We start from the raw sequence: 14,802 nt of genomic DNA, 5'->3' as shown, positions 1-14,802 counted from the left end.
GGCTCCCTCTATTCGTCGTGCCCGTGGGGTGGTTACTTGGCTTCGTTCGCCGCCTTCACCAGCGCGTCCTTGGTCACCGCACCGACGTAGACCTTGCCGTCGTCGGTGATCAGGGCGTTGATCAGCCGGGTCTTGAACACGGTGCCCTCGCCGAACTTGCCGCTCGCCTTGTCGCCGAGCGAGCCGAGGAAGCCGCCGAAGTCGCCGCCGACCTCGGAGCCGGACGGGATGCCCTGGCCGCCGGTGTCGAAGGTGGCGATGGAGGTCCAGCCCTCACCGATGACGTTCAGCCCGTCGGGGCCGCCCTTGGCGAAGCCCTCGCCGCCGGAGAAGTCACCGGAGTCGCCGGAGTGGCGCTCGGGTGCCCCCGAGGCGTCCTCCTCGGTGACCTTCGCGCCCTTGGGAGGCGTGAAGTCGAAGGTGGACGCGGCCGGCTTGGCGTAGCTGATCTGGGTGAAGCCGGCGTCGACGACCGCCGCGCCGCCGCTCGCCGGGGTCAGCGTGAACTTCAGCGGCAGCCCGGTCTTGGCGTCCACGGCGACCGTGATCTGGCCGACGGTGGACCCGGAGTCCTTGGGCTTGATGACGAGCCGGTAGGCGTCGCGGCCCGCGACGTGCGCGGTGCCCTCGACGGTCACGGAGGTCGTGTCGTCGACCGCCTTGAGAGCGTCCTCGGTGAGGTCCTTGGGCGTGGCCGGGACCTCCTCCTCCTTCGGGGAGCTCTCGTCGGCGGTGGCGTGGAAGACCTCGTTCGACCCGCTGTCGTAGCCCCACACGTCCTTGCCGTTGTGGATGAGGCTGTACTCGGCGGCGTTCTCCAGGAGGGAGAGCTTCTGCTTGTCCTCGCCGTCGGCCGCGACCCGCAGGGTGTGGGTGCCGGAGGCGAGTTCGGTGAGCTTGGACGTCGGATCGGCCGACGAGCCGTCATCCGAGCGCGATCCCGAACCGCCGCCACCCGTCAGGCTGTTCTCCAGCCCGCCGAGGTCCGGCAGCCCCAGATCCGTGGTGATCTTCACGGTGCCGGACAGCTGCTCCACGTCCGACGCGGCGATCTTCTCGATGAGTTGCTGTGCGCTGATCTTCGGCAGGTCGGGGTCGCCGGAGTCGGCGAGCGCCGGGACCAGCCCGATGGTCGCCGCGGCCACCCCCACGACCGCGACGGGGACGACGTACCGCGCGGCCTTGCGGCGCCGTGACCCCAGGTCCTCGGTGCTGTCGTCGGATTCGTACGGTGCCATGTTGTGCCCTACCTCCGTCATAGGCGGCGGCCAGTTCGTAAGCGCACTCGTCCACCCCGTGCCGCCATTCTCACCCGAATCGGTGAGGAGTGGTGTTTTCCGTGGTGTCCATCTGACCAAATCGGCCGACTCGAAGCGTCAGACCGTGGAGCCAACTCCGCGTACAACTGGGGTATGACATGACACGTCGGCGCCCCCTACAACCCGTAGGGGGCGCCGTGGTGTCACAGGGTCAGCCGCGCAGGAACACGTAGTCCGCCTGGTAGGGCACCCCGACGATCGCGCCCGGGGTGCAGGAGCCGGCCGGGGCGACGCCGCCGACGGTGTTCAGGCGCAGGATCTCGGTGGTGTCGGCGAGCAGGCCGTGGTGCTTTCCGGACTGGGTGGCCTTCAGGTCCAGCTCGGGGATGTTCCCGTCGCCGTTCGGCGTGCGGGAGATGACCGAGCCGGTGACCGCGCTGCCGTCCCGCGCGATCCACTGCGGGGTACCGGAGTTGGGCTTGACGAAGGAGTGCGCGATACGGCCGCCGAGCACGGCGCTGACGTCCCGCTGGGCGAAGGCGTACCCGCCACCCTCGGCCGGCTTGCACTCGTAGATCTGCTTGCCCTTGACGACGGACGCCTGGAAGTTGCGCAGCGCGTCTCGGAAGTCGAAGCCCGCGACGGTGACCTTGTGGAGCTGGCCGCGGACGGCGCCGCCGGGGAACTCGGCGGTGTGCAGGTTGGCGTAGAACGCGCCGGGGTCGGACTTCAGGGCGTCGAGCAGCGCGCCGTCCTTCACCTTCACGGTGCCGGTGACGCTGTGCCCCTTGGCCTTCTCCAGCAGCTTGGTGAAGTCGACCTTGACGCCGCCGTTGGTGCCCTTGGCGCCCTGGTGGATGTGGAGCAGGGTGGGCTTGCCGGTGCCGCGCCAGGTCACGGCGACGGACACCTTGTCGCCCTTGACCTTGATGAACTCCAGTGCGGCGCCGTCCTTGTCGTTCACGGCGGGGCCGCCCTGGACGGGCACCTCGTTGGCGCCGCGGAGGCTGGCGGCGAGGATCGTGCCGCCGCTGCCGCCGAGAGCACCGCTCTGACTGACGATGCTCTCGCCGCCCGCGTGGCCCGCGTGGTCGGCGCGGTCACCTCCGGCGGCGAAGGCGGGAATCACCGCGGCGGCGACACCACCGGCGGCGGCCACCGCGACGGCGGTGACGGCGAGGCTCTTACGGCGCTTGGAGAACGTCGCTTTCATGCCCATGATTCTTTTGTCTCCCCGTATTGCAGCTGACGCCCCCTGCGTCAGCTTCTGGGCATGGATACGGAGCCGATCTCAGATTGGACTCAGTCCAGATAAGTGACGTGCGTCACATGCGCGCAGGGGTGATCAGCCCGCCCGGTGCACCACCGCGTCGCACATCTCCATGAGCGCGGCCTTCACATCACCCTCCGGCAGCGGAGCGAGCGCCGCCCGGGCCTCCTCGGCGAAGCGCACCGTGTCCCGCCGCGCCTGCTCCAGCGCGGGATGCGCGCGCAGGGCGGCCAGCGCCTCGGCGTGCCGCGCGTCGTCGGCCAGGTCGGAGTCCAGCAGCTCGCACAGCGCGATGTCCTCCGCGAGGCCCAGCCGCGCCGCCCGCTCCCGCAGTCGCAGCACCGGCATGGTCGGGATGCCCTCGCGCAGATCCGTCCCCGGGGTCTTCCCGGACTCGCGGGAGTCCGAGGCGATGTCCAGGACGTCGTCCGCGAGCTGGAAGGCGACGCCGAGGCGCTCGCCGTACTGCGTCAGCACGTCGACCACCGTCTCGTCGGCGCCCGACATCATCGCGCCGAACCGGCAGGACACCGCGACCAGCGAGCCGGTCTTGCCGCCCAGCACGTCCAGGTAGTGCTCGACCGGATCCCGGCCGTCCTGCGGCCCCGCGGTCTCCAGGATCTGGCCCGTGACCAACCGCTCGAACGCCTCGGCCTGCACCCGGACCGCCTCCGGACCGAGGTCGGCCAGGATGTGCGAGGCGCGGGCGAAGAGGAAGTCGCCGGTGAGGACCGCGACCGAGTTGCCCCAGCGGGTGTTCGCGCTGTCGACCCCGCGCCGCACGGACGCCTCGTCCATCACGTCGTCGTGGTACAGCGTCGCCAGGTGGGTCAGCTCCACGACCACGGCCGACGGCACCACTCCGGGGGCGTACGGGTCGCCGAACTGGGCAGTGAGCATCACGAGCAGCGGACGGAAGCGCTTGCCGCCCGCCCGTACGAGGTGCTGCGCGGCCTCGGTGATGAAGGGGACCTCGCTCTTGGTGGCTTCGAGCAAACCCTCCTCGACGGCCGCCAATCCGGCCTGGACATCGGCTTCCAGAGCCTGGTCCCGCACGCTCAGCCCGAACGGCCCGACGACGGTCACGAGGGGTCTCCTGTCTGCTGGTGTCTACTGGCGATTACACGGTTTGTCGATAGGTCGCTGCCATCACTCAAGTCAGCGTATCCGGTCACGTTTCGATCACCGCTGCCGCCCACCCGTGCAGCGCGGGCGGTATCGGATCACGACCGGTATGTTTTTGATCACCTGAAAAGAACGGATATCTGTCGATTTAGACGGAAGTAATAGAGGGTGTCTCGAACAACCGTTGACGTGGATCCCGGCAGCCAACCCCCGCCCGAGGACGACGCCGCCTTCTTCGGCCAGCCGAAAGGCCTGCTCACCCTCTCCGGTCTGGAGGTCTGGGAGCGTTTCTCGTTCCTGGGCATGCAGGCCATCCTCGTCCTGTACTTCGCCGACTCGGTCGCCAACGAGGGCATGGGCATGTCGGCCGGAACCGCCGCGTCCGTCTCCGCGGCCTACGGCACCCTCGTCTACCTCGTCTCGGTCGCCGGCGGCTGGCTCGCCGACCGGATGCTCGGCTCGTACCGCGCGGTGCTGTGGGGCGGCATCCTGATCGCCTGCGGGCACTACTCGATGGCCGTCCCGACCGCGACCATGACCTGGGTGGGCCTGGGGCTCATCAGCGCGGGCACCGGGCTGCTCAAGCCCAACGTGGCCACCATGGTCGGCAAGCTCTACCGCACCGAGGACGAGCGCCGGGACGCCGGGTTCGCGCTCTACTACATGGCGATCAACATCGGCGCCTTCGCGGGCCCGCTGATCACCGGCTGGCTCGGCGACCACAAGGGCTGGCACTGGGGTTTCTCGGCCGCCGCGATCGGGATGACCTTCGGTCTGATCCAGTACGTCATGGGCCGCCGTCACCTGGCCGGACGCAAGCACGCCGCCGAGTTCGCGCTCGCGCCGGACGCGATGCGCCGGGCGGTGCGGCTGATCGTCGTGGGCGTCGTCGCCGTGGCGGTGGTCGCCGCTCTCGCCGCCGCCGTCGGCTGGCTGACCATGGACCGCTTCGTCGACGTGCTCACCCTGATCTCGGTGATCGCCCCGGTCGTCTACTTCGCGGTGATGTTCCGCAGCCCGCGGGTCACGGCCGAGGAGCGCGGCCGCCTCAGGCCGTACATCGTCCTCTTCCTGGCCTCGACCGTCTTCAACTTCATCCTCTTCCAGGCCTACTCCACGATGATGCTGCTGGCCGCGTCGAACGCCGAGACGACGATCCTCGGCTTCGACTTCCCGGCCAGCTGGTACGCCTCCGCGCTCGGTGCCTTCGAGGTCGGTCTCGCGCCCTTCGTCGCCGCGCTGTGGGTCCGGATGGGCCACCGGCAGCCGCACGCCTCCAACAAGATCGCGATCGGGGTCGTGCTGGGCGGTCTGTCGTTCCTGCTGATGGTCCTGCCGACCAGCGGGCACAGCGGCGACGACTACCTGATGTCCGCCTGGTGGATCGTCGGCTCGTACTTCCTGCTGGGCCTCGGCGACATCCTCCTGGAGACCTCCGGCATGTCGGCCACCACCAAGCTCGCCCCGGTCGCCTTCTCCAGCCAGACCATGTCCCTCTGGTTCCTGTCCCTCGCCCTCGCCAACGGCATCCAGGCCCAGACGGTGAAGCTCTACGACGACGTCTCCAAGCCGGCCTACTTCGGCGTCAACGGCGCGATCGCGGTGGCCGCGGGCCTCGCGGTGATGGCCGCGGCACCGTGGCTGCGCCGCACGATGCACCCGGTCCACTGAACCGACGCAGCCACTGGGGTCACGCTCATGCACATCCGCACTTCCTTCCCCTACGAGACGACCCACGAGGACGTCCGCATCCCGCTGCCGGACGGGACCCGGCTGTACGCGCGCGTCTGGCGACCTCTCACCGACGAACGGGTACCCGCACTTCTCGAATACCTGCCGTACCGGCTGTCCGACTGGACCGCGCCCCGCGACTTCCAGCGCCACCCCTGGTACGCGGGCCACGGGTACGCCTCCGTGCGCGTGGACATCCGCGGGCACGGCAACAGCGAGGGCATGCCGACGGACGAGTACTCGGCGACCGAGCTGGCCGACGGGGTCGAGGTGGTCAACTGGCTGGCGGCACAGCCCTGGTGCAGCGGCAAGGTCGGCATGTTCGGCATCTCCTGGGGCGGCTTCAACTCCCTCCAGATCGCGGCCCTCGCGCCCGAGCCGCTCAAGGCGGTCGTCACGGTCTGCTCGACGGACGACCGCTATGACAACGACGTGCACTACATGGGAGGTTCCGTCCTCGCGGTCGACATGCACGCCTGGGCGGCGACCATGCTCGCCTTCGTGTCGCGTCCGCCGGACCCGCGGTACGCGGGCCCGGACTGGCGGGACATGTGGCTCAAGCGCCTGGAGCGGATCGAGCCGTTCCTGCACACCTGGCTGGCCCACCAGACCCGCGACGACTACTGGCGCCACGGCAGCGTCTGCGAGGACTACGGCGCCATCGACGCGGCGGTCCTGGCGGTGGGCGGCTGGCACGACCCGTACCGCGACACGGTCCTGCGGCTGGTCGAGCATCTGCCGGCCGATCGCGTACGAGGACTCATCGGCCCCTGGTCCCACCAGTACCCCGACCGCGGCCTGCCGCCAGGGCCGGCGATCGGCTTCCTCCAGGAGACCCTGCGCTGGTGGGACCACCATCTGAAGGGCGTGGACACCGGCGTCATGCGCGAGCCGCTGCTGCGGGCCTACGTCAGCGACTCGCATCCCCCGGCCACGGTGTACGAGACGCTCCCCGGCCGCTGGGTCGGTGAGCCGGCCTGGCCCTCACCGCACGTCACGACGGTCTCCTACGGCCTTCAGGGCGCCCCCGTGCTGGTGCGTTCCCCGCAGCACACGGGCGTGGACGCCGGGCGCTTCTTCCCCTTCGGGAACGACGCGGATCTGCCGCCGGACCAGCGGGAGGAGGACGCCCGCTCGGCCTGCTTCGAGTTCGCGGTGGGTGAGGAGACGTGGGTGCTGGGGCGGCCGCGGGTACGGCTGCGGCTGACCTCGGAGGTGCCGCGCGGGCAGGTCGTGGCCCGGCTCTGCGATGTGGCGCCGGACGGTTCGTCGACGCTGGTCACCCGGGGTGTGCTGAACCTTTCGGCGCGGCACGGGCGGGACCGGGCGGTGCCGTGGGAGCCGGGGGCCACCGAGGAGGTGGCGTTCGAGCTGAACGGCATCGGGCACGCCTTCCCGCCCGGGCACCGCATCCGGCTCGCCGTCTCCTCCGCGTACTGGCCGTGGATCTGGCCGCAGGCCGACTCCGCGGCGGGGTTCGCGCTGGAGCCGGCGGGGAGCTTCCTCGAACTTCCGGTGCGGTTCCGTGAGTCGGCGGGCGAGATCGCCTTCGAGGAGCCCGAGCAGTCCGCGCCGCTCGGCGTCAACTTCCCCGCCACGCTGGACGAACCGCGCCCCGAGCGGCTGGTCGTACGCGATGTCGCCAAGGGTGAGCGGCGCCTGGAGGTCGACCCCCGGTACGGCGGCACGCGCGTGTACCCGGACGGTCTGGAGTTCACCGAGGACGCGCTGGAGACGTACACGATCGACGAGACGGACCCGCTGTCGGCGCGCACCCGCTCGGACTGGTCGATCCGGCTGCACCGGCCGGAGCCGGCCTGGGACACGACGGTCCGGACGCGCTCGGAGATCACCTGTGACGGGGCGGAATTCTTCCTCGCCGTCAACGAGGTGGTCTGCACGGAGGGCGGCGAGGTGGTTTTCCACCGGACGTGGGAGAAGAGGATTCCGAGAACAGCCGGTTGAGGACAATTGCCCGATTTGCGGCCACATTTCATCTCCGTGACTTGAGTCACTGCCTCCTGTGAGCGGACTGTGTGATCACGTCCGCCGATCCGCCTTGCCCGAAACGCCAGTTGGCGATTGACGTCCGCAAAGGATCAAGCACCCCATACGCCTCAGACCAAGGTCAATGGGTGTGTTGTGTGAATCCGGTACTTGTTCCGGACATGTGCTCTCGCATACGTTCCCGGCCGGGCGGAACGCCGAATCCTGCCGCCGCCCGAAGACCGCTCACCTACGAGAACTCACGGCAGGAGCGGGGGAACCAGGTAAGTCGCCGAACCGTGCGTTCAGGACATAGTTCTGGACATAACGGACCGGCTTGGGGTGAAGTCGTGTCGCCGTACGGCGGCCCGGCCGGGCAGCTCCCGCCCGAACCCGACAGCTCACCTCGCAGGCGCCGGAGAGGAAACGTCATGCCTGCTGCCGCTCACCGTCGCACCAGAACGTCCCGTCTCGCCCGCAAGCTCGCCGTCGCCGGCACCGGTATCGCCGTGCTCGCGCTCCCGGTCATCGGCGCGACCAGCGCCTCCGCGGCCACCCCGACCGTGGCCACGGCCACCTCGCTGGGCTACTCCAACACCCTCGACGGCTGGATCCGGGCCTCGCTCCAGGTCATGGCCCAGAACGGCATCCCGGGGTCGTACGACGGCATCTACCGCAACATCATCCGCGAGTCCTCCGGCAACCCCTACGCCATCAACAACTGGGACTCCAACGCCGCCGCCGGCACCCCCTCCAAGGGCCTCCTCCAGGTCATCGACCCCACCTTCCAGGCGTACCACGTCTCGGGCACCTCCTGGGACCCGTACGACCCGGTCGCCAACATCACCGCGGCCTGCAACTACGCGGCGCAGCGGTACGGGTCGATCGACAACGTGTGGGGCGCGTACTAGGACGAGCGACCGCTGGGCGGCTCACCGAAGTCGCCCAGCTCGCCGATCAACCGTCGGCGGGCCGCTTCCAGTTGCTCGCCGTACGAGGCATCGAGGATCGACGAGAGCTGTGTCTCCAGCGACCCGCTGATGCGCAACAGCGGGGACCAGACGGCACGATCGTCGACGACCGCCGAGAACTCCCTGCGGTGCATGACCCGATCGAGCCAGTCGGACAGGACGAGTGCCTGGTCGTCCGTCAGGTCGATCTTCACCGGACCCCGTTCCCGAGCAGGTTTTCCTGGAACAGCCTCTCCAGGACGACCGCGATGCCGTCGTCCTCGTTCGACAACGTCACCTCGTCGGCTACCGCCTTGAGTTCGGGGTGGGCGTTGGCCATGGCTACGCCGTGGGAGGCCCAGTCGAACATGGGGATGTCGTTGGGCATGTCGCCGAAGGCGATGGTGTGTTCCGGGCCGAGGCCCAAGTGGTCGGCGGCGAGGGCGAGGCCCGTCGCCTTGGTGATGCCGCATGGCTGGAGTTCGACGGTGCCGGGGCCCGACATCGTCACCGTCGCGAGGGAACCGACGACTCCGCGGGCCGTTGCCGCCAACTCGTCGTCGGACAGGGCGGGGTGGCGGAGCAGGACCTTGCTGATGGGCTCGCACCACAGGTCGTCGCGGCGGTCGACCCGGACCGCGGGCAGGGTGGGGTGCGGCATCAGGTACCCCGGCTCGATGAGGGTGAGTCCGTCGACGCCGTCCTGGTCCACGGCGGCGTAGACCTGCCCGACCTCGGCCTCGATCTTGCCGAGCGCGGTCTCGGCCAGCTCCCGGTCCAGGGTGACCGACCACAGCAGACGGTCCGCGCCGGCGTCGTACACCTGCGCGCCCTGCCCGCACACCGCGAGCCCCGTACTGCCCAGGTCGTCGAGGAGCGGCCGCACTCTCGGGGCCGGCCGGCCGGTCACCACCAGATGCCGGGCCCCGGCCTCCGCCACCCGCGCGAGCGCGGCGAGCGAACGGTCGGAGAGTGTGTCGTCGCCCCGGAGCAGGGTTCCGTCCAGGTCAGTGGCGACGAGTGAATATGCGGTGGGTGCGGCCATGATCAGAGAATACGGATGGTTTCCCCCATCGACTCGACGCGAACCGGACGGGCGCAGCCTTCACATGCGTTGACCGCCGCTCCGGTTCCGCGCTCAAGTGGAATCCCGCACCACCGGTTCCGTCGGCGGGACCACCCCCGCCAGGACACTGAAGTCGGGATCCTCGAAGAGCTTCTCCCCGGGTTCGGTCAACAACAAGGCCCCGTCACGTCTCGATCGAGCCCCTCAGCAGATCCAGCGACCAGAAGCGCTGGATCGCCAGGAACAGCGCGATCAGAACTCGGTGACCTGCTCGGTCGCGGCGTCGTCGATGGCGAACGTCCACTGGGCGCCGCTGTCGACGGTCCACCACTTGGCGCCGACCTGCTGGGCCAACCCGGCCCACAGAAGGGGTCGTTGGAGGAGAAGGTGGTCAAGGAGGCGTTCGGCAAGGCCTTCTTGGCGGCCCGGATCGTCTCCGCGAACTCCGTCCAGGTCTTCGGGACGCTGAGTCCGTACTGCCGGAAGAGGTCCTCGCGGTAGTAGAACATCAGCGGCCCGGAGTCCTGCGGGATCGCGTAGACCGCGTCGGTGCGTCGGTCAGCTTGACCGGCTCGCTGTTCCCGGAGTCGTCGTCGCCGGCGTCGTCGTCGGAACCGCCGCACGAGGGGCTGCGCGCGAACGCCGATCGGCTCTGTGATCGTGCACAGCAGAGAAGCGTTTCAACCCCTTGTCAAGGAAGGTGCCGTCGGGTTACCTACTTGTTGCTCGCGGATGTCAGACGCTCTCGATGCTGTGCACGATCACAGATATCGAGACGTCTCCTTGCCGATCCCCTGGGAGTCCACCTATGCCGTACGACGGTCAGACGCTCGCTTTCGGGGGTGACTACAACCCCGAGCAGTGGCCGGAGGAGGCGCGGGAGGAGGACGTACGGCTGATGCGGGCGGCCGGTGTCACGCTGGTCTCGTTCGGCGTCTTCGCGTGGGCGCGGATGGAGCCCCGGCGCGGGGCGTACGACTTCGCGCGGCTGGACCGGATCATCGGCATGCTCCACGACGCTGGCATCGGCGTGGCCCTGGCGACCCCGACCGTCGTACCGCCCGCGTGGCTCTACCGCGCGCATCCCGAGGCGCTGCCGGTGACGCGGGAGGGCGTGCGGCCGACGTTCGGGGCGCGCGGGGCGATCTGCCACTCGAACCCTCACTACCGGGCGGCTTCGCGGGAGATCGCGTCGCGGCTGGGCGAGCGGTACGGCCGTCATCCGGCGGTCGTGCTGTGGCACGTCCACGACGAGTACGGCGCTCCGGTGACGAGCTGCTTCTGCGACACCTGCGCGGTGGCCTTCCGGCACTGGCTGATGGACCGCAACGGCACGCTCGGGGCCCTCAACCAGGCCTGGGGCACAGCGTTTTGGGGTCAGCAGTACGGCGCCTGGGAGGAGATCGAGGCACCCCGGGCCACGCCCACCGTCACCAACCCCACCCAGCAGCTGGACTTCCGGCTCACCGGCGACGGGCTGGCGGCGGTGGTGGACCTGGCCCTCACGGACGCCGGTATCACTCCCGCCGCGCTGCCCCGGGACGTCGAACTCGTCTTACGGGAAGGCGAGTCGGGGACGTACCGCTTCGCCGCCAACCACACCGGTGGCGAGGTGAAGGTCGTGCTGCCGGACGGCGGTCGGGCCGCCGTGCCGGCGGGTGCGGTCGAGGTGTTCCGCGAGCCGCGCTGACACCTCTGCTTTTGCTCTGCGAGCCGACAGCTCTGTTCCTGCTCTGCCAGCCGGCATCTCTGTTTTTGCTCTGTGAGCCGGCATCTCTGTTTTTGCTCTGTGAAAGGACTCTGACATGCGTAGACGCAGTGTTCTCACCGCTGCGGGAGCCGCCGCGCTGGCCGTTCCCGTGCTGGGGGCGGCGCCCGCGGCCGCCTCCGCGGGGGGTCGCCGGGGGCTGGACATCCGGGCCATGGACATCTCCTCGCTGCCCAAGAACGAGGACCACGGCGCCGTGTACCGCACGGCCGACGGCCGCCGCGAGGACCCGGTCCGGCTGCTCGCCCACGCGGGGATCACCCACGCCCGGCTGAAGGTCTGGGTGAACCCGGTCGACGGCTACAACAACAAGGCCCGCGTCCTGCCGCTCGCCCGCCGGCTGAGGCGGGCCGGCATCGGCATCTGGATCGACTTCCACTACTCCGACACGTGGGCCGACCCGGCGCACCAGACGAAGCCGGCCGCGTGGGCGGACCTGGACGTCACGGGTCTGACGCGGGCCGTCTACGACCACACGGCCGACGTGCTCGGCGCCCTGAAGCGGCAGGGCACCCCCGCCGACCTCGTGCAGGTCGGCAACGAGATCAACGGCGGCATGCTCTGGCCCGAGGGCAAGAACTGGGGCAGTGACGGCGGGGGTTGGGGAAATCTCGCGGCGCTGCTCAAGTCCGGTCTGAGCGCTGCCCGCGACACCTCGCCGCGTGTCCGCACGATGCTGCACATCGCCTCGGGCGGCGACAACGGCACGTCCCGCTGGTGGTTCGACACCGCGGTGTCCTACGGCCTCGACTTCGACATCATCGCCCAGTCCTACTACCCCTTCTGGCACGGCACGTTGGAGACGGCCGCCGCCAACTTCGCGGATCTCACCGCCCGTTACGGCAAGCCGGTCGTGATCGCCGAGACGGCGTACCCGTTCACGCTGGGCAGCGAGGACGACATCAACGACATCCTCAACAGCCCCTCGCAGCTGACCCCCGGCTTCCCCGCCACCCCCGAGGGCCAGGCCGCCTGGCTGCGCGCGGTCGCCGACCTCGCCGCCGCCGTCCCCGGCGGACAGGGTCTCGGTTACTGCTACTGGGAAGGCGTGTGGACCTACCGCGCCGGCAGCGGCTGGAACCCGCAGGACCCGGGCTCGGGCAACGCGTGGGAGAACCTGGCGCTGTTCGACTTCGAGGACAGGGCACTGCCGGGGCTGCGGACGCTGGGCCGCTACCGGTCGTAACTCCCCTCGGTCAGGGTTCCGTCGGCGGCCGCCGGGCCGCCGCCGCGACCACCCTCTCTGGGAGAACGGTCGTACCGGCGCGGGTGAGATGCTCGCGGGGTGACGGATCAGCCGGAGACCTTTCTGGACCATCTGCGGACGGCCGCGGTCGGCGTCCTTGAGCGCTTCCCCGAGGAGCTCAGGCCCGAGATGTACGCCCTGTCCTTCCGTATCTGGCGCGTCGACGACGACGATCGCCGTCCGTACGTGGCCATCGGCTACAACACCGAGAGCCAGTACGAGCGGGAGAGGTATCCGGGGGACGAGGGCGAGGTCCGCTGGAACTACGCCTACTGGCTCCTGGAGGGCTTCGAGACGCTCGGCAACATCCCCGAGGATCCGGTGGGCGGCCCGGTGTACGTCGAGGAGGTCAAGCGGCTCGGCGCCTGGTACGAGGGCGAGTTCGACCTCGACCGGTTGCTGGACGACGAGGACATCGGCGCCCGGGCGGACCTTCTCCGGCTCCACTTCTACGACGCCGTCATCGACCTGGCCCGCCATCTGCACGCCGACGGGGTGATCGAGCGGGTCCTCGGCCGCCCGCTCCCCGTCGTCGTGTTCGACATGTCCTGCCCCGGCTGGGAGCTCCATGCCACCGAGGCCGCCAACCCGCCCGAGCTGGTCGAGGAGTTCATGGCCTGGCAGCTCGCGGCCGAGGAGTTCTAGACGTGCGCGGCGGCCAGATGCCTCACCAGCCTCGGTGCCGCGAACTCCGTACCGCACACGAACCACGTCCCGAAGGCCTTCCGCAGGTAGCGGGAGGCTGCCGCGGGGGTGCGGCGGTCCTCCGTGCTCGCGTACATCGGGCCCCGAACTTCACGATCAGGCCCGGCACCTCACGGTCGGCCTCAAAAGGCACACGTCTGTCCGCGCTCCCGGCCACGGGTCCCCCAGGTATCCCGTCCACGGGCCGGCCCCACCCCGCCCGTTGGCCCCAAAGGACGCCAAACCAGAATCCATGCCGCCATCTTTCCCTTACCGGGGCATTGCGGACTTTCTTTATCCCTTCCCGGTCAGCCCTTTAAGCCCTCCCAAGACAAGCGACTCGCACGTAACGTGTGGCGCGACCACCTGGCACACGCAGCGATTGAGAGCGAGGCAGCACCCCATGCCCCCCTTCGATCTCCCCGAGGGCGACCCCTTCGGCCCGCACAATCTTCCGTACGGCGTCTTCTCCGTGGGAGAGTCGGCCGACCGGACCGTCGGCGTCCGGCTCGGCGACCACGTCCTCGACGCGGGCGCGGCGGCCCACGCACTGGGTTCGCCCTACGCCGCTCTGCTCGCCCGGCCGTCCCTGAACCCGCTGCTCGCGGCGGGCCGCACCGCGTGGTCGGACGTACGGCGGGCCCTGACGGCATGGGTGACGGTGCCCTCGCACCGGTCGGCCGTCGCGGAGTTCCTGCACCCGCTCTCGTCGGTGACCCTGCACCTGCCCTTCGAGGTCGCGGACTACGTCGACTTCTACGCCTCCGAGAACCACGCCCGCAACGTCGGCCAGATCTTCCGCCCCGACGCCACGGACTCCCTGACCCCCAACTGGAAGCACCTGCCGATCGGCTACCACGGCCGCTCGGGCACGGTCGTGGTGTCGGGCACGGATGTCGTACGGCCGTCGGGCCAGCGCAAGGCCCCTTCGGACGCGACCCCCGTCTTCGGCCCGTCGGTCCGCCTGGACATCGAGGCGGAGGTCGGCTTCGTGGTCGGGGTGCCGTCGGCGATGGGCTCGCCGGTGGCGCTGGGCGACTTCCGGGAGCACGTCTTCGGGCTGTGCCTCCTCAACGACTGGTCCGCGCGCGACATCCAGGCCTGGGAGTACGTCCCGCTCGGCCCGTTCCTCGGCAAGTCCTTCGCCACCTCGGTGTCGGCGTGGATCACCCCGCTGGACGCGCTGGAGGAGGCACGGGTGGCGCCGCCGGAGCGGACGCACGAACTGCTGCCGTATCTCGACGACTCGGCCTCGGGGGACGGCCCCGGCGGCTACGACCTCCGTATCTCCGTGTCGATCAACGGGCACGTGGTCTCCGAACCCCCCTTCTCCACCATGTACTGGACCGCAGCGCAGCAACTGGCCCACATGACGGTGAACGGGGCCTCCCTGCGGACCGGTGACCTCTACGGCTCCGGAACCGTGAGCGGCCCCTCCGAACACGAACGCGGCTCCCTGCTGGAGCTGACCTGGAACGGCCGCGACGCCCTCGAACTCCCCGACGGCAAGCGGACCTTCCTGGAGGACGGGGACGTGGTGACGCTGTCGGCGTGGGCGCCGGGTCCTGACGGGGTGCGGGTGGGGCTCGGCGAGGTCACCGGGCGGGTGACGGCCGGCGAGTGACCCTTGTAGCAAGGAGTTGACACAAGCGCCCTGGAGACGCATCTTGTACTCACGACTTGATACAAGTGGTCGTCGGTTGCGTCTCCCCGGGGG

The 14,802-nt window shown here is 69.8% G+C and carries 12 protein-coding genes, 3 pseudogenes and 1 riboswitch; of the genes and pseudogenes, 8 read left to right on the top strand and 7 right to left on the bottom strand.

Features of this window, described 5'->3' with window-relative positions:
• Positions 1-32: 32 nt before the first annotated feature.
• The 3 genes from ACFY0U_RS38715 to ACFY0U_RS38705 all read right to left on the bottom strand — a co-directional run bounded on the left by ACFY0U_RS38715 (position 33) and on the right by ACFY0U_RS38705 (position 3,615).
• Complete coding sequence (locus ACFY0U_RS38715; protein ID WP_388644141.1) at positions 33-1,238, bottom strand: outer membrane lipoprotein carrier protein LolA; 1,206 nt, start codon at positions 1,236-1,238, stop codon at positions 33-35.
• A gap of 232 nt (positions 1,239-1,470) precedes the next feature.
• On the bottom strand, positions 1,471-2,478 hold the full coding sequence (locus ACFY0U_RS38710; protein WP_388644139.1) for a CHRD domain-containing protein: 1,008 nt from the start codon (positions 2,476-2,478) through the stop codon (positions 1,471-1,473).
• A 126-nt stretch (positions 2,479-2,604) separates the two neighbouring features.
• Positions 2,605-3,615: a polyprenyl synthetase family protein gene (locus ACFY0U_RS38705; protein ID WP_388644137.1), complete on the bottom strand. Its 1,011-nt coding sequence runs from the start codon at positions 3,613-3,615 to the stop codon at positions 2,605-2,607.
• A 228-nt stretch (positions 3,616-3,843) separates the two neighbouring features.
• Between ACFY0U_RS38705 and ACFY0U_RS38700 the strand changes: the two genes are divergently transcribed.
• The 3 genes from ACFY0U_RS38700 to ACFY0U_RS38690 all read left to right on the top strand — a co-directional run bounded on the left by ACFY0U_RS38700 (position 3,844) and on the right by ACFY0U_RS38690 (position 8,282).
• On the top strand, positions 3,844-5,325 hold the full coding sequence (locus ACFY0U_RS38700; protein ID WP_388644134.1) for a peptide MFS transporter: 1,482 nt from the start codon (positions 3,844-3,846) through the stop codon (positions 5,323-5,325).
• A 27-nt stretch (positions 5,326-5,352) separates the two neighbouring features.
• Positions 5,353-7,350, top strand: a complete 1,998-nt coding sequence (locus ACFY0U_RS38695; RefSeq protein ID WP_388644132.1) for a CocE/NonD family hydrolase — start codon at positions 5,353-5,355, stop codon at positions 7,348-7,350.
• Between the two features lie 254 nt (positions 7,351-7,604).
• A riboswitch (cyclic di-AMP (ydaO/yuaA leader) is annotated at positions 7,605-7,801 on the top strand.
• A 1-nt stretch (position 7,802) separates the two neighbouring features.
• Positions 7,803-8,282, top strand: a complete 480-nt coding sequence (locus ACFY0U_RS38690; RefSeq protein WP_388644130.1) for a transglycosylase SLT domain-containing protein — start codon at positions 7,803-7,805, stop codon at positions 8,280-8,282.
• Here the strand turns inward: ACFY0U_RS38690 and ACFY0U_RS38685 are convergent.
• The 3 genes and pseudogenes from ACFY0U_RS38685 to ACFY0U_RS38675 all read right to left on the bottom strand — a co-directional run.
• Positions 8,279-8,536, bottom strand: a complete 258-nt coding sequence (locus ACFY0U_RS38685; protein ID WP_388644127.1) for a hypothetical protein — start codon at positions 8,534-8,536, stop codon at positions 8,279-8,281. The two genes, ACFY0U_RS38690 and ACFY0U_RS38685, sit on opposite strands and share 4 nt — an antisense overlap.
• A complete protein-coding gene (locus ACFY0U_RS38680; RefSeq protein WP_388644126.1) occupies positions 8,533-9,366 on the bottom strand; it encodes an HAD family hydrolase in 834 nt (277 codons plus the stop codon). Before ACFY0U_RS38680 ends, ACFY0U_RS38685 begins: the two co-directional genes overlap by 4 nt.
• 276 nt (positions 9,367-9,642) lie before the next feature.
• Positions 9,643-9,941: pseudogene (locus ACFY0U_RS38675) on the bottom strand (extracellular solute-binding protein); the annotation flags it as partial.
• A gap of 254 nt (positions 9,942-10,195) precedes the next feature.
• On the opposite strand from ACFY0U_RS38675, the pseudogene ACFY0U_RS38670 reads away from it, so the two are divergent.
• The 4 genes and pseudogenes from ACFY0U_RS38670 to ACFY0U_RS38655 all read left to right on the top strand — a co-directional run.
• Positions 10,196-10,861, top strand: a pseudogene (locus ACFY0U_RS38670) (beta-galactosidase); the annotation flags it as partial.
• A gap of 12 nt (positions 10,862-10,873) precedes the next feature.
• On the top strand, positions 10,874-11,077 hold the full coding sequence (locus ACFY0U_RS38665; RefSeq protein WP_388644354.1) for a Beta-galactosidase C-terminal domain: 204 nt from the start codon (positions 10,874-10,876) through the stop codon (positions 11,075-11,077).
• Positions 11,078-11,192: 115 nt separating this feature from the next.
• Entirely contained in the window at positions 11,193-12,341 is a 1,149-nt protein-coding gene (locus ACFY0U_RS38660; RefSeq protein WP_388644124.1) for an arabinogalactan endo-beta-1,4-galactanase, read from the top strand.
• 99 nt (positions 12,342-12,440) lie between these two features.
• Positions 12,441-13,046, top strand: coding sequence for a hypothetical protein (locus ACFY0U_RS38655; RefSeq protein WP_388644122.1), 606 nt, complete (start codon positions 12,441-12,443; stop codon positions 13,044-13,046).
• Between the two features lie 44 nt (positions 13,047-13,090).
• Here ACFY0U_RS38655 and ACFY0U_RS38650 read toward each other — a convergent pair.
• Positions 13,091-13,239, bottom strand: a pseudogene (locus tag ACFY0U_RS38650) (ATP-grasp domain-containing protein); the annotation flags it as partial.
• A 249-nt stretch (positions 13,240-13,488) separates the two neighbouring features.
• Between ACFY0U_RS38650 and fahA the strand changes: the two are divergent.
• The gene (gene fahA, locus ACFY0U_RS38645) at positions 13,489-14,709 is read left to right on the top strand and encodes a fumarylacetoacetase (protein ID WP_388644120.1); all 1,221 of its coding nucleotides are present in this window, start codon (positions 13,489-13,491) and stop codon (positions 14,707-14,709) included.
• Positions 14,710-14,802: the final 93 nt, after the last annotated feature.

The organism is Streptomyces sp. NPDC001536 (assembly GCF_042894505.1).
GTDB lineage: Bacteria > Actinomycetota > Actinomycetes > Streptomycetales > Streptomycetaceae > Streptomyces.
The sequence above is the reverse complement of the archived record's forward strand: the minus strand, read 5'-3'. Positions and strand labels throughout refer to the sequence as shown.

Coding starts and splice junctions, on each gene's coding strand:
- ACFY0U_RS38715 (WP_388644141.1), bottom strand. CDS start 1,238: ATGGCACCGTACGAATCCGACGACAGCACCGAGGACCTGGGGTCACGG.
- ACFY0U_RS38710 (WP_388644139.1), bottom strand. CDS start 2,478: ATGGGCATGAAAGCGACGTTCTCCAAGCGCCGTAAGAGCCTCGCCGTC.
- ACFY0U_RS38695 (WP_388644132.1), top strand. CDS start 5,353: ATGCACATCCGCACTTCCTTCCCCTACGAGACGACCCACGAGGACGTC.
- ACFY0U_RS38690 (WP_388644130.1), top strand. CDS start 7,803: ATGCCTGCTGCCGCTCACCGTCGCACCAGAACGTCCCGTCTCGCCCGC.
- ACFY0U_RS38680 (WP_388644126.1), bottom strand. CDS start 9,366: ATGGCCGCACCCACCGCATATTCACTCGTCGCCACTGACCTGGACGGA.
- ACFY0U_RS38660 (WP_388644124.1), top strand. CDS start 11,193: ATGCGTAGACGCAGTGTTCTCACCGCTGCGGGAGCCGCCGCGCTGGCC.
- fahA (WP_388644120.1), top strand. CDS start 13,489: ATGCCCCCCTTCGATCTCCCCGAGGGCGACCCCTTCGGCCCGCACAAT.